Annotated in this window: 19 protein-coding genes and 1 pseudogene; 11 read left to right on the top strand and 9 right to left on the bottom strand. The window is 65.1% G+C overall.

Going from position 1 to position 18,951, the window contains the following annotated elements:
* The 7 genes from AC1DIO_RS33540 to AC1DIO_RS33510 form a co-directional block, all read left to right on the top strand.
* Positions 1-531: transporter substrate-binding domain-containing protein (locus AC1DIO_RS33540; RefSeq protein WP_476854774.1), on the top strand; the 531-nt coding region annotated here is incomplete at its 5' end.
* Between the two features lie 74 nt (positions 532-605).
* On the top strand, positions 606-1,337 hold the full coding sequence (locus AC1DIO_RS33535) for an amino acid ABC transporter ATP-binding protein (RefSeq protein ID WP_476854773.1): 732 nt from the start codon (positions 606-608) through the stop codon (positions 1,335-1,337).
* Positions 1,338-1,350: 13 nt separating this feature from the next.
* Complete coding sequence (locus AC1DIO_RS33530; RefSeq protein ID WP_476854772.1) at positions 1,351-2,385, top strand: Gfo/Idh/MocA family protein; 1,035 nt, start codon at positions 1,351-1,353, stop codon at positions 2,383-2,385.
* A 15-nt stretch (positions 2,386-2,400) separates the two neighbouring features.
* Positions 2,401-3,249: a shikimate dehydrogenase family protein gene (locus tag AC1DIO_RS33525; protein WP_441508024.1), complete on the top strand. Its 849-nt coding sequence runs from the start codon at positions 2,401-2,403 to the stop codon at positions 3,247-3,249.
* Entirely contained in the window at positions 3,246-5,153 is a 1,908-nt protein-coding gene (locus tag AC1DIO_RS33520; RefSeq protein ID WP_476854771.1) for a bifunctional sugar phosphate isomerase/epimerase/4-hydroxyphenylpyruvate dioxygenase family protein, read from the top strand. The genes AC1DIO_RS33525 and AC1DIO_RS33520 overlap by 4 nt, the downstream gene beginning before the upstream one ends.
* A 10-nt stretch (positions 5,154-5,163) precedes the next feature.
* Positions 5,164-5,994 (top strand): 3-oxoadipate:acetyl-CoA acetyltransferase, encoded by an 831-nt coding sequence (locus AC1DIO_RS33515; RefSeq protein WP_476854770.1) that lies wholly within the window; start codon positions 5,164-5,166, stop codon positions 5,992-5,994.
* Positions 5,995-6,048: 54 nt separating this feature from the next.
* Positions 6,049-6,189, top strand: a complete 141-nt coding sequence (locus AC1DIO_RS33510) for a hypothetical protein (RefSeq protein WP_441508027.1) — start codon at positions 6,049-6,051, stop codon at positions 6,187-6,189.
* Positions 6,190-6,204: 15 nt separating this feature from the next.
* On the opposite strand, the gene AC1DIO_RS33505 is transcribed toward AC1DIO_RS33510, so the two are convergent.
* Together AC1DIO_RS33505 and AC1DIO_RS33500 are read right to left on the bottom strand one after the other, a co-directional pair.
* A complete protein-coding gene (locus AC1DIO_RS33505) occupies positions 6,205-7,302 on the bottom strand; it encodes a pyridoxal phosphate-dependent aminotransferase (protein ID WP_476854769.1) in 1,098 nt (365 codons plus the stop codon).
* 35 nt (positions 7,303-7,337) lie between these two features.
* Positions 7,338-8,348, bottom strand: coding sequence for an amino acid ABC transporter substrate-binding protein (locus AC1DIO_RS33500; RefSeq protein WP_476854768.1), 1,011 nt, complete (start codon positions 8,346-8,348; stop codon positions 7,338-7,340).
* Between the two features lie 200 nt (positions 8,349-8,548).
* Between AC1DIO_RS33500 and AC1DIO_RS33495 the strand changes: the two genes are divergently transcribed.
* The 3 genes from AC1DIO_RS33495 to AC1DIO_RS33485 are packed head-to-tail and all read left to right on the top strand — an operon-like array spanning position 8,549 to position 11,232.
* Positions 8,549-9,349: an HpcH/HpaI aldolase family protein gene (locus tag AC1DIO_RS33495; protein ID WP_441508029.1), complete on the top strand. Its 801-nt coding sequence runs from the start codon at positions 8,549-8,551 to the stop codon at positions 9,347-9,349.
* A 16-nt stretch (positions 9,350-9,365) separates the two neighbouring features.
* Positions 9,366-10,280, top strand: coding sequence for a cupin domain-containing protein (locus AC1DIO_RS33490; RefSeq protein WP_441508030.1), 915 nt, complete (start codon positions 9,366-9,368; stop codon positions 10,278-10,280).
* Between the two features lie 10 nt (positions 10,281-10,290).
* The gene (locus AC1DIO_RS33485) at positions 10,291-11,232 is read left to right on the top strand and encodes a DUF6282 family protein (protein ID WP_441508031.1); all 942 of its coding nucleotides are present in this window, start codon (positions 10,291-10,293) and stop codon (positions 11,230-11,232) included.
* A gap of 67 nt (positions 11,233-11,299) precedes the next feature.
* Here the strand turns inward: AC1DIO_RS33485 and AC1DIO_RS33480 are convergent, their stop codons facing one another.
* The 5 genes from AC1DIO_RS33480 to AC1DIO_RS33460 all read right to left on the bottom strand — a co-directional run bounded on the left by AC1DIO_RS33480 (position 11,300) and on the right by AC1DIO_RS33460 (position 15,774).
* Positions 11,300-12,283 (bottom strand): Bug family tripartite tricarboxylate transporter substrate binding protein, encoded by a 984-nt coding sequence (locus AC1DIO_RS33480; protein WP_476854767.1) that lies wholly within the window; start codon positions 12,281-12,283, stop codon positions 11,300-11,302.
* Between the two features lie 95 nt (positions 12,284-12,378).
* Positions 12,379-13,182 carry a DNA-binding transcriptional regulator gene (locus tag AC1DIO_RS33475; RefSeq protein WP_162767941.1) on the bottom strand — a complete coding sequence of 268 codons (804 nt, stop codon included), beginning with the start codon at positions 13,180-13,182 and terminating at the stop codon, positions 12,379-12,381.
* A gap of 101 nt (positions 13,183-13,283) precedes the next feature.
* Positions 13,284-14,267, bottom strand: coding sequence for an NAD(P)H-quinone oxidoreductase (locus AC1DIO_RS33470; RefSeq protein WP_441508032.1), 984 nt, complete (start codon positions 14,265-14,267; stop codon positions 13,284-13,286).
* Positions 14,267-14,908 carry a fumarate hydratase C-terminal domain-containing protein gene (locus tag AC1DIO_RS33465; RefSeq protein WP_476854766.1) on the bottom strand — a complete coding sequence of 214 codons (642 nt, stop codon included), beginning with the start codon at positions 14,906-14,908 and terminating at the stop codon, positions 14,267-14,269. The genes AC1DIO_RS33470 and AC1DIO_RS33465 overlap by 1 nt, the downstream gene beginning before the upstream one ends.
* Positions 14,905-15,774: a fumarate hydratase gene (locus AC1DIO_RS33460; protein WP_476854765.1), complete on the bottom strand. Its 870-nt coding sequence runs from the start codon at positions 15,772-15,774 to the stop codon at positions 14,905-14,907. The genes AC1DIO_RS33465 and AC1DIO_RS33460 overlap by 4 nt, the downstream gene beginning before the upstream one ends.
* Before the next feature lie 185 nt (positions 15,775-15,959).
* Between AC1DIO_RS33460 and AC1DIO_RS33455 the strand changes: the two genes are divergently transcribed.
* Positions 15,960-16,970 (top strand): Ldh family oxidoreductase, encoded by a 1,011-nt coding sequence (locus tag AC1DIO_RS33455; RefSeq protein WP_441508035.1) that lies wholly within the window; start codon positions 15,960-15,962, stop codon positions 16,968-16,970.
* 51 nt (positions 16,971-17,021) lie between these two features.
* Here AC1DIO_RS33455 and AC1DIO_RS33450 read toward each other — a convergent pair.
* Together AC1DIO_RS33450 and AC1DIO_RS33445 are read right to left on the bottom strand one after the other, a co-directional pair.
* Positions 17,022-17,444 (bottom strand): annotated as a pseudogene (locus AC1DIO_RS33450) (AtzH-like domain-containing protein).
* A 125-nt stretch (positions 17,445-17,569) separates the two neighbouring features.
* On the bottom strand, positions 17,570-18,951 hold a 1,382-nt coding region (locus AC1DIO_RS33445), incomplete at its 5' end, for a peptide ABC transporter substrate-binding protein (protein WP_476854764.1).

Raw genomic sequence — 18,951 nt, 5'->3', positions numbered from 1 at the left:
GATGTGCTGTTTGCGACGATGGCGATGCTGCCCGAACGGGCCAAGGTGGTGCAGTTCAGCAAGCCCTATGTCGCCAACACGATCGTGCTGATCGGGCCGAAATCGGCGGTGATCAAGACCAACGAGGACATGGCGAAGTTCACCATTGGCGTGGCCAAGGGCGCAGCCCAGGATACCCAGGTCACCAAGAACGCGCCGGCCAGCACGACGATCCGGMGCTACGACGGTGATGCCCCCAGCATCCAGGCGCTGGTCTCGGGCCAGGTCCAGGCGMTCGGCGGTAACATCTTCTACATCCAGCGTATCGAGCAGGCCCGGCCGGGCGAATTCGAAAACAAACTCGAATTCCAGAACCTCTACAACGGCGCCTGCACCCGGCAGGGCGAGAAGGAGATCAACGCCGCCCTCAACGCCTTCATCGACAAGATCAGGGCCAATGGCGAGCTCCAGAAAGTCTACGACAAGTGGATGAAGGTTCCCGTCCACAAGTTCCCCGACAGCCTCGAAGGCATCTCCTTCTCCGCAAGCTGAGCGCGGCAGGACAAAACGGAGCAGAGGCCATGAACAGCCAGTCCGCGACTGCAACCATTCAAGGGACTGACGCCATGATCAAAATGGCGGGCGTCGAGAAATGGTACGGCGAGTTCAAGGCCTTGACCGACATCAACCTGTCGGTCCGCCAGGGCGAGAAGATCGTCCTGTGCGGGCCGTCAGGTTCGGGAAAATCGACCCTGATCCGTTGCATCAACCATCTCGAACCCTACCAGAAGGGCGAGATCCGTGTCGGTGGGACGGTTCTCAGCGATGATTCCAGGATCATCGATGCCGTTCGCCGCGAGGTTGGAATGGTGTTTCAGCATTTCAACCTGTTTCCGCATCTGACGGTGCTGGAGAACTGCATGCTGGCGCCGATGCGTTCGCTTCGCGCCAGCAAGGCGCAGGCCGAAGCCACGGCAAGACGCCTGCTCGGCCGGGTCAAGATCGCCGAACAGGCGGAAAAATATCCGGCCCAGCTCTCCGGCGGACAGCAGCAGCGCGTCGCGATCGCGCGGGCCCTGTGCATGCAGCCGAAGGTCATGCTGTTCGACGAGCCGACCTCGGCGCTCGACCCGGAAATGGTCAAGGAGGTGCTCGACACCATGATCGGGCTCGCCGAGGAGGGCATGACGATGATCTGCGTCACCCACGAGATGGGGTTTGCGCGCCAGGTCGCCGACCGCGTGATCTTCATGGCGAGCGGTGCGATCGTCGAAGAAGCGCCGCCGGCTGCGTTCTTCACCAATCCGCGCCACGAGCGCACCCGGCAGTTMCTCGGCGAGATCCTGCACAATCACTGAGGAGGAGGCCGGCATGGCCGATCTGCAATCGATGCCACTGCGTCTCGGTGTCCTCGGTGCGGCGAATATCGCACGCAGCTTTGCGAGTGGTGTCGCGCCGTCGAGGACTGTCACGGTCGCTGCCGTCGCCAGCCGCGATGCCGGGAAGGCCGAACGCTTTGCGATGGAATGCGGCATTCCGCATTTTCATGGCTCCTATGAAGCCTTGCTGGCCGATCCGGAGATCGACGCGATCTACAATCCGCTGCCGAACTCGCTCCATGCGGAATGGTCGATCCGGGCCATGCAAGCCGGCAAGCATGTGCTCTGCGAGAAGCCGCTGGCGATGAATGCGACCGAGGTCCGCGCCATGGCCGCTGCTGCGCGCCAGCACGGACGCCATCTCGTCGAGGCCTATCCCTACCGCGCACAAGCCCAGACGCTGAAACTGCGCGAATTGCTCAACGCGGGCGCGATCGGCAAGGTTCAGCTCATCCGATCGAGTTTTGGCGTCGCCTTCTCCGACCCGGCGAATATCCGCCTGAAGCCCGAAGTCGGCGGTGGCGCCCTTCTCGACGCGGGCAGCTATGCCGTCAGCCTGGCGCTTCTCGTCGCAGGCGCGCGGCCCGAGCGCGTCAGCGCGACGGCGCGCTGGAGCGAAACCGGCGTCGATCGCAGCGTTGCGGCCACGCTGGAATTTCCGAGCGGAGCGCTTGCGCAGATCTCGTGCAGCTTTGCCACGGCCTATCACCGCCACGCCCTGATCGCAGGAGATGCCGGAACGATCGAGACGACCTATCTCAACCATCCCCCACTCGGGGGGCCGCCGGTGCTCACGATCCGGCGTGGTACGACCGTCCAGACCGCTCCMGAGACCATCGAGGTTGCGCCCGGCAATGGGTTCCTCGCGGAAGCGGAGTCGTTCKAGCGGCTGGTGCGGCAAGGACCCGAGCACTGGACCGGCGCGACCCTGGCGGAATCCATCGATATCGCGGTGACGCTGGATGCGATCCTGGCCAGCGCCCGGTCGGGCGCAGCCGTCAGCGTCGCTGCCGAGATCAACACCTAGGAAGGCCAGTTCGTCATGATCCGCGGCACGACGAAACTCATCGCCCATCTCGGCTATCCGACCGAGAGCTTCAAGGCGCCGATGATCTACAACCCGTATTTCGAGCGAGAAGGGATGGACGCCGTCGTGGTGCCGATGGGCTGCAAGGCGGATGACTATCCGGCTTTCCTCAGGCTCTTCTTCAGGCTCTCCAACGCTCACGGCGCCCTTATCACCATGCCGCACAAGGTGACGACGACCGCGCTGGTCGACGAGGTGCAAACCACGGCCGCGATTGCAGGAGCCTGCAATGCCGTGCGGCTTGATGTCGATGGCCGGCTGGTCGGCGACATGTTCGACGGCGAGGGCTTCGTGCGCGGTGTGCTGGGCAAGGGCCGTGTGCTCAAGGGCGCGCGTGCGCTCGTCGTCGGCGCCGGCGGCGTCGGCTCGGCCATCGCCGCCTCGCTCGCCAAGGCAGGCGTCGCGGCACTCGGCCTGTTCGATACCCATGCGCCTCTGGCGAACGGCCTCGCTGACAGGCTTCGCAAGCACTATCCGCAACTGGTCGTCACTGTCGGCTCGAACGATCCGGCCGGGTTCGCGATCCTGGTCAATGCGACGCCGCTCGGCATGAAGGCAGGCGATCCCTTGCCGATGGATGTCGCGCGCATCGCGCCTTCGGCCTTTGTCGGGGAAGTGGTGATGAAGCAGGAGATCACTCCCTTCCTGGCCGCTGTTCGCGCCCGCGGCTGCGCATTCCAGATCGGTGTCGACATGTTGTTCGAGCAGATCCCGGCCTATCTCGAGTTCTTCGGATTCCCCACCACGACATCGGAGGACCTGCGCTCGGTCGCACAGCTCGGCTACGAGGAGACGCGCTCATGATCCCTTCCATCGCCACCGTCTGCGTCTCCGGTACGCTTCAGGAGAAGCTCGAGGCCATTTCGGCTGCCGGTTTTCGTGCCGTCGAGATCTTTGAGAACGACCTGATCGCCTTCMCGGGCTCGCCGACAGAGGTGCGCCGGATCTGCGGCGATCTCGGGCTCGCGATCGTGACCTGCCAGCCGTTTCGCGATTTCGAAGGCATGCCCGATGCGCGGCGGGGGCGGACATTCGACCGGGCGGAACGGAAATTCGACCTCCTGCAGGAGCTTGGGACCGACCTGCTCTTCGTCTGCTCGAGTGTCTCGCCCGAGGGCTTGAGCGGCATCGACAGGCTCGCCGGCGATTTCGCCGAGCTTGGCGAGCGGGCCGCCAAACGAGGGTTGCGCGTCGGCTATGAGGCGCTGGCCTGGGGGCGTCATGTCGTCGACTATCGCGATGCCTGGGAAATCGTGCGCCGGGCCGGCCGCGACAATGTCGGCATCATCCTCGACAGCTTCCACATCCTCTCGCGCGGGCTCGATCCCGCCAGCATCGGCACCATCCCGCGCGACCGGATCTTCATGGTGCAGATGGCGGATGCCCCCAAGCTGCAGATGGATCATCTCTCCTGGAGCCGCCACTGGCGCTGCCTGCCGGGGCAGGGCGATCTCGATCTTGCTGCCTTCATGAGGGCGCTCGCGTCGACTGGCTATGACGGCGTCCTGTCGCTCGAGATCTTCAACGACCGATTCCGGGCCGGCTCTGCCCGCTCGGTGGCGCTCGACGGCCATCGGTCGTTGCTCTGGCTGCTCGACGAGACGGCACGGGAGCTCGGCCGGCCGGTGCCCGGCGCGGTCGCAATGCCGGCGCCTGAGCCTGTCGAAGCGGTCGAGTTCATCGAGTTCGCCATCGCCGAGGCCGAGCGGCCGGGCTTCCAGAGCCTTCTGAGCGCGCTCGGATTCAGCCGCGTCGGCGCGCATCGCTCCAAGGATGTCGATCTCTGGAGCCAGGGCGATATCCGCATCGTGCTCAACAGCGATATCGACGGTTTCGCCCATAGCTACCAGATCACGCATGGGACCTCGGTCTGCGCGATCGCGCTGAGGGTTGCAGATGCGGGCGCGGCCACAGAACGCGCGACGGCCCTGCTCGATGTGCCTCATGCCGGCGCGGTCGGGCCAGGCGAACTCGACATCCCGGCCGTGCGCGGCCTTGGCGGCAGCCTGCTCTATTTCCTGGATCAGTCTTCCGCCCTTGGACGCTGGTCGGAGGTGGATTTCGAGCCCACCGGCGCGAATGGCTCAAGCGCCGGATTGGTGGGGGTCGATCACATCTCGCAGAGCATGCAGTATGAGGAAATGCTGACCTGGCTGCTGTTCTACTCGTCGCTGTTCAAGACAACGAAGACGCCGAGCCAGGCGGTGATCGATCCAGGGGGCGTCGTCCAGAGCCAGGTCATCGAGAGCGGGCTGGATGGTCAGGCCGGCCATGGCCTGAGACTCATTCTCAACGGCTCGCAAAGCCACCGGACGCTGTCGGCCCGCTTCATCACCGATTTCTTCGGCTCCGGCGTGCAACATATCGCCTTCGCCACGAATGATATTCGGGCGACCGTCGAACGGTTGGTGGCCAATGGCGTCGCCATGCTGCCGATTCCGGAGAACTATTACGATGACCTCGAAGCGCGGTCCGATCTGCCTCCCGAGGAGATCGATGCGCTAAAGGCGCTCAACATTCTCTACGACCGCGATGCCGGCGGCGATTTCTGGCAGGCCTATACCGCGACGCTCGATGGCGGGTTGTTCTTCGAGATCGTCCAGCGCAATGGCTATGGTGGCTATGGTGCGGCCAATGCGGGCATCCGCCTGACCGCGCAGGCGCGCCTGTCCCGTCCGATCACCGTGCCTGCGCCCACCCATGCATGAAGGCGCTGCCATGACCACACCCTGCATCATCACTGTCGCGATCACCGGCTCGCTGCCGACCAAGCGCGACAATCCCGCCGTTCCGATCACGATTGCCGAGCAGGTCGAGTCGACGCAGGAGGCCTTCGAGGCGGGGGCGACGCTGGCGCATTGCCATGTCCGCACCGACGAGGGCACGCCGACCTCCGACCCTGAGCGCTTTGGCCGCCTGMTCGAGGGGCTGCGCAAACATTGCCCGGGCATCATCGTGCAGCTCTCCACCGGAGGGCGCTCTGGGGCGGGCAGGGAACGCGGGGGCATGATCCCGCTCAAGCCGGACATGTGCTCACTTTCGACAGGCTCATGCAATTTTCCGACGCGGGTCTATGAGAACAGCCCGGATCTCGTCGACTGGCTGGCGGCGGAGATGCTGACTCACGGCGTCAAGCCCGAGATCGAAGCCTTCGATCTCTCGATGATCTTCAAGGCTGCCGAGATGGGTATCGCGGGCGCGATCAAGGGGCCCCTGCATGTCCAGTTCGTGATGGGCGTGAAGAACGCGATGCCGGTCGATCGCGCTGCGTTCGAGTTCTACATCGCGACATTGAAGCGGCTGGCGCCCGACGCGACCTGGACGGGCGCCGGAATCGGGCGCGACCAGATCACGCTGAACCGCTGGTCACTCGAACTCGGCGGTCACTGCCGGACCGGGCTGGAGGACAATGTCCGCCTCGATCGCGACACGCTCGCGCCGTCCAATGCCGCCCTCGTGAAGCGCATCGCCGAGATGGCAGGCAGCTATGACCGCCACGTGGCGTCGGTCGCAGAGGCGCGGGGTCTGTTGTCGCTGCCGACGGCGTGAGGCCGCGGCTAGTCAAGCTCCCGGTTGACGCTCCGCGACGTGGGGCGGAGCAGCATGTGTTTGTCCCAGGACAGCATCGCGGTGGCCGAAGAAGGTGCCGTAATGGCCTTTGGCGGAGGCGCCATCCTCGCGTCGGCTCTCGCCGGAGCGCTGCAGCACGAAGCGGCGCCTGCCGGGCGCCGCCAGGAACAATGAAACGCCTGCGTTTGGTCAGCCGACGGCCCGCTTCAGCACCGCGACCAGGGCAGCCATCTCATCCCTTGCGCCGATCGAAATGCGCAGGGCTCCCTGTGTACCGGGGACATCGAACATCATGATGTGGATGTTTGCCGCCTTCAGCGCCGAGAAGAATTCGGCGGCCGGTGCGGGCGTGAGGACCGCCAGGAAATTCGCCGCGCTGGGCAAGGCCACGAAGCCAAGATCCTTCAACTGGTCCGCCAGCCAGTCGCGGCCGTCCGCGGTCCTGCTGAGCAGGTCGGTGAGATAGGCGGGCTCCTTCAAAGCCGCTTCGGCTCCCGCCAACGCCACGGCGTTGACGCTGAAATTGGTGCGGATCTTGCGATAGGCATCAGCCAGCGCCGGTGAGCCGACGATGCCGTATCCGACGCGGATGCCGGCAAGACCGAATGCCTTCGAGAAGGTGCGCGTCGAGATCCAGGGGCCGCTGCGGCGGCGCAGGATGGCGAGCACGTCGGGCCCGCCGGCATGATGGCCGAACTCGAAATAGGCCTCGTCKAAATGCAGCAGGGCATGATCCGGGACGCCGGCGACGAGTTGCTCCACATCGGCCTCGTCGAGCATGCCGCCGGTCGGGTTATGCGGCGAGGCGACGAAGACGAGGCGTGTCCGGTCGGTGATGGCGCCCAGGGTGCCCACGACGTCGACGAGGCCATCGCGCCGGTTCGGAACAGATACGAGCTTTGCGCCGCGCATCGCGGCGCCCTTGGCATAGGCTGGAAAGCCAGGATGCGGCGCCACCGCCTCGTCGTCCGCGTCGAGGGCCAATTCGGCGCTGGCGAAGAGGAGTTCGTTCGAGCCGGCCCCCAGCACGATCTGTGCTGGCGGTACGGCAAGGCGCGAAGCCAGCGCTTCGATCAGCGAGGCGCCGTCATGATCGGGGTAGCGGTTCACCTGGCCGGCGGCGGCGCACATCGCCGCCACGACACTCGGAGCGGGCGGCTCCGAGGACTCGTTGAGATGCAGGCTCACCGGCGGCGGTGCTCCCTCCATGGGGGCGGGGGTGCGGCGCGCCGGGACGTTCTGCAGGCGTGCGATACGCGGAACCGGGATGACGGTGGGGTTCGACACAGCTTTCTCCGTCGTGGGCGCGGCAACGCGGATGGTCAGCGTACCGGCGGCGAATATTGCAGACCGCCCTTGCTCCAGAGATTGTTCAGCCCGCGCGCGATCCCCAGCCGCGAGCCCGCGCCGACATTGCGGTCGTGGGATTCGCCGTAATTGCCGACCTGCTTGACGATCTGCATCGCCCAATCGTTCTTCAGGCCCATTGGCTCGCCGAACTTGCCCTCGCTGCCAAGCAGGCGGCGCACCTCGGGGGAACCGGAGGCGGCGAGCTGGTCGGCATTGGCCGAGCTGACGCCAAGCTCTTCCGCAGCAACCATCGCAAAATAGGACCAGCGGACGATGCTGTTCCAGGCCTCGTCGCCCTGCCTCACGACTGGACCGAGCGGCTCCTTCGAGATCAGTTCGGGCAGGATCACGAATTCTGCCGGGTTGACCAGCTTCAGCCTGTAGGCCGACAGCGCCGAGACGTCGTTGCTGAAGACGTCGCAGCGTCCCGACTCGAAGGCCTTGGCGGCCTGATCGCCCGATTCAAAGCTGACGGACTCGTACTTCATCCCATTCGCGCGAAAGAAGTCGGCGATGTTCAGTTCCGTGGTCGTACCGGTCGGCACGCAGACCGACGCACCGCCAAGCTCATTGGCGGAGCCMGCATTGAGCGACTTGCGGATCATGAAGCCCTGGCCGTCATAGTAGTTGATCCCGGCGAAGCGCAGACCGAGTTGCGTGTCGCGCGAGAGCGTCCAGGTCGCCTGGCGGGAGAGCACGTCGATTTCGCCGCTCTGCAGCGAGACGAACCTGTCCTTCGGGCTGAGGGGGATGAACTTGACCTTGCTTGCGTCGCCCAATGTGGCGGCGGCGACGGCCCGGCACAGGTCGACATCGAATCCGGTCCAGCGACCGGCCTCGTCCGGGACGGAGAAGCCCGCCACACCCGGGCTGACGCCGCAGAGCAGCTGACCGCGCTCGCGGACCTTTTCGAGTGTGCCGGCCTGGGCGGAAACCGCCAGCGCCAGAGTGAAGCCCAAGGCCGTGGTCAAGCGAGCGTGCATGTGATGGTCCTCCCCATTTGTCTGTGGTGGTGGGCGATCCATCGGCCGACCACAACGAGGTTCTTTGTTCGTTTCATTGCTTGAAACGACGGGCGCCGCACACGCCATTTCACAATGCGAAATGCGCGGAGATCGCCATGCTGCGCCGGTGCCGGATGCGATGATGGCGCATCCCAGCCGCTCGATCCCGTGCCGAGTCCATGCAGAACACGCCCTACAATTCCTTCCGGCGCCGCTTGCTCGATCGCGAGTCCTTGATCGGCAGCTTCATCAAGACACCGACCGGCCACGCCATCGAGATCCTCGGCGCAGTCGGCTTCGACTTCGTCGTCATCGACCAGGAGCATGCCCCCTTCGATAGGGGCTCTACCGATGTGGCGCTTCTCGCGGCCCGGGCCGCCGGGGTCGCCGGGGTCGTGCGTGTTCCGGTGCTTTCGCATGACGCGATCCTGTCGGTCCTGGATTGCGGCGCAGTCGGTGTCCTGGCGCCGCATGTCTCGAGTGTCGCGCAGGCCCGTATCCTTGCTGCCGCCTGCCGCTATCGGGGCGGTGCGCGCGGATTTTCGGGCGTGACCCGGGCCGGCGGTTACGGCGCCTTGAAGATGTGGAACCATGTTGATGCGGCCGACGCCGCCACGGCCGCCATCGCGATGATCGAGGATCCCGCTGCACTCGAGGAGATCGACGCGATCCTCGCCGTCGATGGGCTCGACGCCGTCTTCATTGGCCGCGGCGACCTTACGGTTGCTTTCGGTGCGCCGACACGGGACGCGCCTGTGGTCCGCGATGCGGTGGACAGGATCATCGCCGCAGCGAAACGGGCGAACAAGCCGGTCTGCGTCATGACCGACGACGCCGATGAGGCCGCCGATTTTGCCGAGCGCGGTGCAAGCGCCTTCATCGTCTCGTCCGACCAGGGCTTCCTGAGGAAGGCGGCCGGCCACGCGTTCAGCGAGATGTCGGCGATGAAAACCCGTGCTTCTCAGGCTGCAGTCGGCTGAACTGGAGAGATTCTCGATGTTCCACCCCACCGACCCCCGCGCCAAACTCGCGACCGGGGCGCCTGCCAAGGCTTCGCCCGTTTCGTCCTATGCCGGCGCGGATTATGCGCGCTTCTATGCGCAGGAGCCGCAGGAGGCCGGGTCCGATGCCCGCACTTGGATCGCGCGCGGGCAGAATTTCATCGTCGCTTATTCGGAGGTGCGCGCGGGGGCGAGTCTGGCGCGCATCGGCCATCCGGATGAGTATTGCGTGATCCTGCCGGACGCTGCCATGGGCGCGTCGCTCTCTGCCCGCGGGGAGAGCCTCGCCTCGCCGGGCTCATCCATCCTGTTCGTGCCGCCCGGAGATTCCGAGGTCACGGCAGCCAGTGATGGCCGCGTCATCCGGATCTTCTCCACTGCTGCGACCGATCTGGCGGCAGCCTGTTCCAATGCCTCGTCCTATGCCGAACCGCACGCCAATGTCGCGCTCCTGGAGCCTTGGCCCGAGCCGCGCGGGGGCTGGAAACTGCGGCGCTACAGCCTGGAAGGCGAGGGGGGCGAGAGCCGCTTCGGCCGGATTTTTCGCTGCACGACGCTGATGGTGAACGTGCTCGACCCGCGGCTCGGGCTGCGCGACATCACCAAGCTCTCGCCGCATCACCATGACGATTTCGAGCAGGGCTCACTCGTCATCGACGGCGCCTACATCCACGATATCCGCTGGCCCTGGACGCCGGATATGAGGATCTGGCGCGAGGACGAGCACGAGTTGATGGCGGCTCCGTCGCTGACGGTCATCCCGCCGCCTTCGATCCACACGTCCCGGTCGGTGCTGCCCGGCCTGAACCAGATGATCGACATCTTCTCACCGCCACGCATGGATTTCTCGGAAAAGCCCGGTTGGGTGATCAACGCCGCAGATTATCCAATGCCCGGCGAAACGCCCTGAGGACTTCAGCATGCTTCTCGACAAGGCCCCCCAAACCGACCGTGCCCGGCAGGTCGCGGATCTGCTCGTCGGTGCGGTCGATCTGCACTGTCACAGCGGCCCCGCCGCGATGCCGCGCATCCTCGACCATCATGAGGCCATGCTCGACGCTGCCTCCGCGAAGTTCCGCGCGCTTGTCTACAAGGACCATTTCTACCTCGGTACCTCGCATGCCGTGATGTTGGAGAAGCTCTTCCCCGACAATGGCTTGAAGCTGTTTTCCGGCGTGGCGCTGAACAATGCCTCGGGCGGGTTCAATCCGCATGCCGTCGACCATTGCATCAAGATCGGCGGCAAGATCGTCTGGTTGCCGACCCTCTCGGCCGCGAACCATATCGCGGTCCTGGCGTCAGGCGCCGTCAAGACCTTCCCCAAGACCGCAGGGAAGATGCTGGATGCGCTGCCGCTCACCGCACTCGATGCGAGCGGCACGGTGACGGACGCGGTCAAGCAGATCCTCGACCTGATTGCCGAGGGGGACATCGTTCTCGCGGGCGGCCACCTCCATGCCTCTGAACTCCACCTCGTGTTCGAGGAAGCGCGTGCGCGCGGCGTCCGCAAGATGATCGTCAACCACCCGACCTATATCGTGGGCTGCACGGATGCCGACATCCGCCAGCTCGTTTCGCTCGGTGCCTATATGGAGCACTCGATCTGCATGTTCGTCGAAGGGCGCTCGAAGAAATACGAGATGTCCGACCTCGCTCATCTGATCGAGGTCGCCGGTGTCGAACGCACCCTGCTGTGCTCCGATCTCGGCTTGCTCGGTTCGCCACGCCCGGTCGATGGCTACCGCGAGATCGTCGGTGGGCTGCTCGACCTGCAATTCGCGGAGAAGGACATCAGGACCATGATCGGCGGACATGCGGCGGCATTGCTGAATCTCGACGACGTTTCGCCGGGCGCTGTCTGATCCCGAGCATGCAAAAACCCCGGGTGAGCGGTAGCGCTCACCCGGGGTTTTTCTTTGCGGCGAAGGTTTAGTCGAGGGCGATCGCAGCCGTGCGGATGACCTCGCTCCATTTGGCGATTTCCTGCGCCTGGGCTTTCCGGACGACGTCCGGTCCGCCGCCGAGCGAGCGCACGCCGATCGGATCGAGCTTCGCGCGGCCCTCCGCGCTCAGCACATAATCGTTCACGATCGTGCTGATCCGGCGTGAGATCGGCTCGGGAAGGCCCTTGGGACCAACGATCGCATACCAGGAGGAGGCGTTGACTCCCGTCAGTCCCGCTTCCGACAGGGTCGGCACATCGGGCAGTTGCGGCGCCCGCTCTTCGGCCGTGACTGCGAGTGCGCGGATGGCTCCGGATTTCACATGTGGAATATAGGGCGGAAGGAAATCGACGGCGACATTGACGATTCCTGCGAGGAGATCGGTCGCAAGCGGCGCAGAACCGCGATAGGGCACATGGGTCATCTGGAAACCGCCCTTGCGCTGGATCAGTTCGCCGGCGATGTGCCCCATCAGGCCGAAGCCCGGGCTTCCGAATGTGAGCTTGCCCGGATTGGCTTTGCCGTAGGCGATCAGCTCGGACAGTGTCTTGACTGGCAGGGAAGGGTGCGTCGCCACCACAACCTGCACATCTCCGATCATGGCGATCGGCTCGAAATCGACGAGCGGGTCGAAGCTGAGTGTCTTGTAGAGCAGCTTGTTGGTGACGAGCGGCCCAGACGAGGAGACGAACAGCGTATGCCCGTCGGGGGCGGCGCGCACGACGCTGGCCGCGGCGAGGTTTCCGCCGGCACCAGGTTTGTTTTCGACGATGAAACCTTGCCCCAGCTCTGCGCGGAGCCTCTCCGCGAGCAGGCGGGCCACGACATCGGTGGCCGCGCCGGCCGGGAAGGGCACGATGATGGTCACCGGCCGGGCCGGCCAGCTCTGACCGAGCGCGCCCMGCGTGCTCGCCAGAGCACCGAGGCCGACGAGCGACGCCGCGAACGCGCGGCGAGAATACAATGACATGGTGGCTGTTCCTCCGGAGCGGCAACCGATCGTTCGGCGCGGTTGTGCCCCGGAACTATGCGCGGCTTCCTGGCGACGGAGGTTGGGAAGGCGGCCTATTTCTCATCCTGAAACGCGACGCCCATTGATTGCGACAGCGCCTTGAGTTGCGTCTCGATGCTTGCCGCCGCCTTCTTCAGGGGATGGATGATCCGCGCGCGATCATCGGGCGTCGCCACGACGGACCGGAAGAAGGTGACGCCGAAGGTMGCGAGCACGCGCTCGCCCAGCATGATGGGAACGGCAATCGTCGCAGACGTGCGCGGCTCGACGGCAGGGTCGCGCTCGGTGTAACCGCGCCAGCGTGCCTGGGCGATCAGCCGTTCCAACTCCTCGTCGCCGAGGCCGCTGTTCTCGGGGTCCGGKGAAGCCAGCATTGCAGAGCGCACGATCGTGCGCTCCTCTTCGGGACAGAATGCGAGATAGGCCCGCCCGAGCGCGCGCCCTCCCAGGCTCAGCCGATGGCCGAGGGTTGCGTGGAACGGGGAAATCGGGCTGTCGGGAATGGTGCTGAAACGCACGATCACGGCGTCGTAGTCGAGGACACAGACGGCGCAGGGCCATTTGATTTGCCGGGTAAGGGCCGTCGCCCAGGGGCGCGCGGCCTCGATCACCATCGGCGCACCGTGGAAGCCGGCGCTCAGCCGGTTCACACCGGAAGTCACCTGATACCCCCGCACACGGCTGTCGCGCATGACATAGCCGGTGGCGATGAGCGTTTCGAGGAGCCGGACGATCGTCGGCTTGGGCAGGCCGGTTCGCCGGTGGAGATCGCCAACCGTCGCCAATCCGCTGCGGTTGATTTCGGCGAGAAGGTCGAGCGCCTTGACGACGGACTGGACGGGAGTGAACGAGGGCAAGAGGCGGTCCCAGCCAGACGGATTGTTATGCGTGATGCTGGGGCACCCGCCTGCTCGACGCCAAGGAGACCTGCTGCCCGAAGCGATGTCAAACGCTGGTGTCAGCCATCGAGCGTGAGGACGACCTTGCCCACCTGTTCGCCGGCGTCCATCAGGGCATGGGCCTCCCGTACATCGCGCCAGTCGAAGGTTGCGCAGATGTGGTTGCGAATACGCCTGCTCTCGAGCAACGGCCAGACATGGGCGACGAGCTCCGACGCGATCCGCCCCTTATAGGCGGCAGGACGCGGGCGCAGGGTCGAACCGGTCAGGGTCAGGCGACGCCGGACGATGTTGCGGACATTGACTTCCGCCATCTGGCCGAGATGGCTGGCGATCAGCACGACGCGGCCGTCGGGCGCAAGCAGCTGCAGCTGCTTCTCGGTGTAGGGGCCGGCCTGCGCGTCGAGCGCGACGTCGACCTGCTCTGCGCCGATTGCCGCAACAATCTCGGCCGCCCAGTCCTCGCGATAATTCACTGCGTGATCGGCGCCGATCTCCCGGCAGATGTCGAGCTTCGCGGCTGTCCCTGCCGTTGCGATCACGCGGGCCTGCCGCAAGCTCTTGGCGATCTGGATCGCTGCCATGCCGACGCCGCTGGTGCCGCCTTGCACGAGCAGCGTTTCACCTTCCGCGAGCCGTCCAAGCCAGATCACATTGTTCCAGGCGGTGAAGAAGGCCTCGGGCAGTGCCGCAGCTTCGGTGAAGCTCGCTCCCTTCGGCATGGGCATGCACTGAACCGCGGGCACGGCGCAGAGCTCGGCATATCCGCCGCCATTGGCGAGCGCGCAGACTGCGTCACCCGCCCTGGGCCATTCCACCTCCGCGCCGACGGCTTCGACGATGCCTGCAACGTCGAGGCCAGGCAGGTCGGTCGCGCCGGGCGGTGGCGGATAGAGCCCGCGCCGCTGCTGCACATCCGGGCGGTTCACGGCCGCGGCCCGGACCCGGATGAGGACGTCATTGGGGCCAAGCGCAGGGGACGCGCGCTCGCAAAAGGCCAGCACCTCCGGCCCACCGGGCCGGGTGATCTCGATCGCTTGCATCAGTGTTGCTCGTCGACGGGGGAGATGGGAGCCCGCAGGGCCTGCAGGATCTCCGGCAGGCGCGCCTGGGCGGAGGTCATCAGGCGCTCATAGATGGAGTTGCCATGGGCATCGATCGCAACCGTCACCGGTCCGAATCCTCCCAGCCTGACGCGGTTCAGCCGGAACTGCATGATCAGGTCGTTCCAGGCGCTGTCGAGGACCTCTTCGACGCCTTCGCTGAGCAGCGCCGACGCGCCACCGACGAAGGAGAAATAGACGCAGCCGACCTMGCGCATGGCGTCAGCGCTTTCGCGTGACAATCCGCCCTTGCCGCCGACGGAGGTCAGGCCGAGCTCCCGGATCAAGGTAGGCATCAGGCCGTTGAAGCGGCTCGAGGTCGTTGGATTGACATAATGGAGGCGTCCCGGCCTGCCATCCACTTCGTCATAGCTGACGCCCATATGGAAGAATGCGCTGCCCCGCATCGGTGTCGGCATCTCGCGACCGGCCGCCACCTCGGACACCATGCGCTTCTGCGTGGGCATGCCGACTGTCGCCACCGCGTCGCCATCGAGCAGGAAGAGATCGCCCAGCTTCAGAGCCCGAGCCGCGGCAGGTGTCAGCGGCAGCTTCAGGCGGGGCAGGTCGAAGGAGCTCATTCGATCCGATCCACAACGCCTGAATTGTGGATCTTCGCGCGCGTCCGCCGGTTGATCCAGCAATTGAAGGAGACTGCGACAGGGGTGAAACCGTGGCCTGACGCGTACTCGACATGCACACCGAAGGTCGTGGTCGAGCCGCCGACGCCCATTGGCCCGAAACCGGTCTGGTTGACCGCCCTTGTCAGGCGCTCCTCCATATCGGCAACCATCGGCTCCGGATTATGGTGGCCGAATGGCCGCAGCGTCGCGTCCTTGGAGAGCTTGGCGGCATGGTCGAAGGTGCCACCGATGCCGACGCCGATCACCACGGGAGGGCAGTGCTGACCGCCGGCACGCATGACCATCTCGAGGATGCAGCGTTCGATCTCATCGAGGCTCGGGCTGACCAGCGTCTCGATCGCAGCCCAGCGGCCTCCGCCGAGCGCCTTCGGCGCGCAGGTGATATCCATGTAGTCGACATCGCCAAGCAGGTCATAGGAGACCAGCGGCATGTCCTTGCCCTTGTAGCTGCGCTCATTCGTCAGCGGATTGGTGACGAAGCGCAGGATCGGCGGCTGGATCGTCAGGACGAGGTGCTCGAAGCCATCGACGATGGCCTGGCGGATGTCGCCTCGCATCTGGACACCCGATCCGATCTTCACGGCATAGCTCGGAACCCCTGCATCCGAGCACAGGAAGCGCCCGGTCCGCTCCGCCGTTTCCGCACTGTCGAGCATGAAGGCCAGCGTCTTGCGTGCATGGGGCACGGTCTCGGTCTCGACCGCATTACGCAGGGCGCTCTTCGATGTCTCCGGGATCCGGCGCAGCGACCAGTCATAGAGATTGGCCGTGACCTCCTTCACCAGATCATATGTTATCGCCATGCGCCGCTGCCCAGTTCACCTCTGCCCAACCTAGCGGGCCGGGACGGGGGGATGGTTCAAAGCGCCGGCGTTTCGCACGATGAAATGAGCGCGCTGTGCATACTTTGCTATCCAGCCCCTCCTAGGATCGATCGAGTTTCACCGTCACAGGCCTGATGATGTCTCAGATACCAAGCGCCGTTCCGATGCGCGTTGCCGATCTTGTCGCGGAGGTTGCCGCTGTCTTTGCCGGCGCCGGACTCTCTCCCGCCGGCGCGAGCCGTATTGCGGAAGCCCTGGTCGAAGCGGAGCAGCAGGGCCTGAGCTCGCACGGGCTGATGCATGTGCCGCTCTATATCGAACGCCTGCGCAAGGGCTCGGTCTCGCCGCATGACGAAGCTCTGTGCGTGAGTGACCATGGCGCCGTTGCGGTTCTCGACGGCCGCCACATGCTCGGTCATCTGGCCGCCGAGCAGGCCATGACCCTGGCTATCGCAAAGGCTCGGAGTTTCGGCATCGGCGCGGTTGCCGTGCGTCATGGGTTTCATTTCGGCGCTGCCGGTCGCTATGCCGCCCAGGCCGCTGAGGCCGGCATGATCGGGATTGCGATGTCGAATACGCGGCCGTTGATGCCGGCCCCCGGCGGGGCTGAGCCGGCTGTCGGCAACAACCCGATCGCGATTGCCATTCCGACTGCGGACGAGCCTGCGGTGGTGGTCGATGTCGCCATGAGCGAAGGCGCTCTCGGCCGCATTCGCCATCACCAGCAGCGCGGCGAGCCGATTCCGGCGAACTGGGCCGTAACGTCGGAAGGGCTTCCGACCACCGACCCTGCCGAGGCAATCAGGGGGCTGCTTCTGCCCACCGGCGGCCCCAAGGGGTTTGCCCTCGCACTGGCGGTCGACATGCTGTGCGGGCTCCTGTCCGGTGGTGCCGTGGGAGCCGAGGTGAAAGCGCTCTACGGCGACGCCGCGCAACCGAATGACTGCTCGTTTCTGTTCCTGACGCTGAATCCGGGCGCTTTCGGCGCTGAGGCCTTGCCTTGCCGCGCCGCAGCCGAGCGGGAGCGCATCAGCAGCGGGCGCCGCGCCCCCGGTACTAATGCCATCCGTGTCCCCGGTCAGGCAAAATGGGAGAACGCCAAGCTCCGACAGGAGATCGTGGCGGTCGACAGCCGGACGCTCGCTGCGCTGAGGGCAAGCGCCATTGGAAGCTGACTAGGGGGGCAGGGGCCTCGACTGTCAAAGCGAAGCAGGGGGCGCGGCTGCTCACCAGAGGCGCGGCCCCTCCATCGTTGATACGTGAGCGGAGATCACCTTCCAGCCGAGATCGGGGAAGCGCGCCCAGGTCTGGCTCTACCGGCCGACCATGTCCTGCCCGCGGACCTTGAACTCCAGGTTCACCGTGGCAATGTCGCGCCCCAGAGTGAGAATCTCCAGCCGCAGCCGCTTTTCCTTGATACCGGGCCCCGGCGGGCGAGAAACGCGGTGGGCGTGGATCTCCGAGAAGCCATAGCCATTCTCGTGCAACGCGTATCGGATGGTGTGCGGACTGTCCCAGAATGCGGCATCCAGCACAGCCACATCCTTGTCGATCAGGGCTTGCTCGTAGCGTTCGAACAATGCGCCGATTTCGGCAACGACATCGGGCAAATTCGGGATCAGGTCGGGCACGGTGCAGCCTTCATACATGGCGCCGACGGATCAAGCCGGCCTCCGCCCCCTGTCATAGGATGATCAGAGTTCCGCCCGCTCCCATTCGGATGGGAGCGGGCGGCGAAGCGGTGGACCAGATTCGGTCCCGGAGCGCTGGACGGCTAGGTGCGGTACCAGCTCGCAAGGTTCCAGGTCGTGACTTCCCAGCCCGAAATATCGGGCACGAGGTTGTTCGCCGACGCGCCTACGATCGTGCGCGACAGGAGCGGCAGGATGATGTTGGCCTCGCAGAAGATCTCGTTGACCTTGATCAGCAGCGCGGCGCGCTTCACAGGGTCGAACTCCTTCTGCGCAGCCTTGTAGGCCTCATCCGCTTCCTTGCTGCCATAGCGCGAGACGTTGCGGCCGAGCCACTTGTTCTCCTTGTTGGCGATTTCCCAGGACACGAACTGGTTCAGGAAGCGCTCCGGATCCGGCTGCGGCTGCGTCGTGGTGTACATCTCCATGTCGCAGTAGAGCTTGGTGTAGGTGTCGGGATTGGAGACGTCCGAGGAGAAGAACACGGACGCGGTCACCGACTTCAGCTCGAGATCGATGCCGGCACGCTGGCAGGCCTGCTTGATGATCGCCTGGGTCTTCTGGCGCGGCGCGTTGATCGAGGTCTGGAAGACGTATTTGAGCTTCTTGCCATCCTTCTCGCGGATACCGTCGGCGCCCTTCTTCCAGCCGGCGTCGTCGAGGATCTTGTTGGCCTTGTCGACGCTGAATTCATACTTCAGCTTCGGCGACTTGAACTGCTTCGGCTCGTTGACGAAGCTCGCCGTCGCCGTGCCGCCGCGGCCATAGATGAACTTCTGGATCGAGTCGCGGTCGATCAGGAGGTTGATCGCCTGGCGCACCGCCGGATCGCTGAGCGTCGGATGCTTGGTCTTGACGCTCGAACGTTCGCCGTCGACCTCGGTCCACGGGTCCGTGGGGTTGAGGATGATGAACTCGACGTCGCCACCAGGAACCACCACCACGCGCCCGCGCCCGCCGGTCTCCATGCGCTTGAGGATCTCGTCCTCGACCTGCATGTTCCAGGCATAGTCGTATTCGCCGGTCTGCAGCACGGCACGCGCCGCCGAGACCGCGTCACCGCCGCCTTTGACTTCGAGCGTGTCGAAATGCGGCTTGTTCTTGACGTGATAATCGGGGTTTCGTTCGCCCGTGAGCAGGTCGCCGGGCTTGAACTCGACGAACTTGTAGGGGCCGGTGCCAACGGGCTTCAGATTGGCCGGGGCTTCGCGCGACTTGGCGCCCTTGTACTCGCCGAAATGGTGCTTCGGGATGATCATGCCGGCGACGCCGACGAAGGCATCGGCCCAGAACGGCGTCGGATCCTTGAAGATGATCTTGACGGTGTGGGAGTCGATCTTCTCGACCTTGATGTCCTTGTAGGCGCCGGTCGTATAGGCGGCGGTGGCCGGATCGGCGGCATATTCCCAGGTGAAGACGACGTCATCCGCGGTGAACGGCTTGCCGTCATGCCATTTGACGCCCT

The organism is Allobosea sp. 05T439 (genome assembly GCF_056396005.1).
This window is presented reverse-complemented; position numbering and strand designations above follow the sequence as displayed.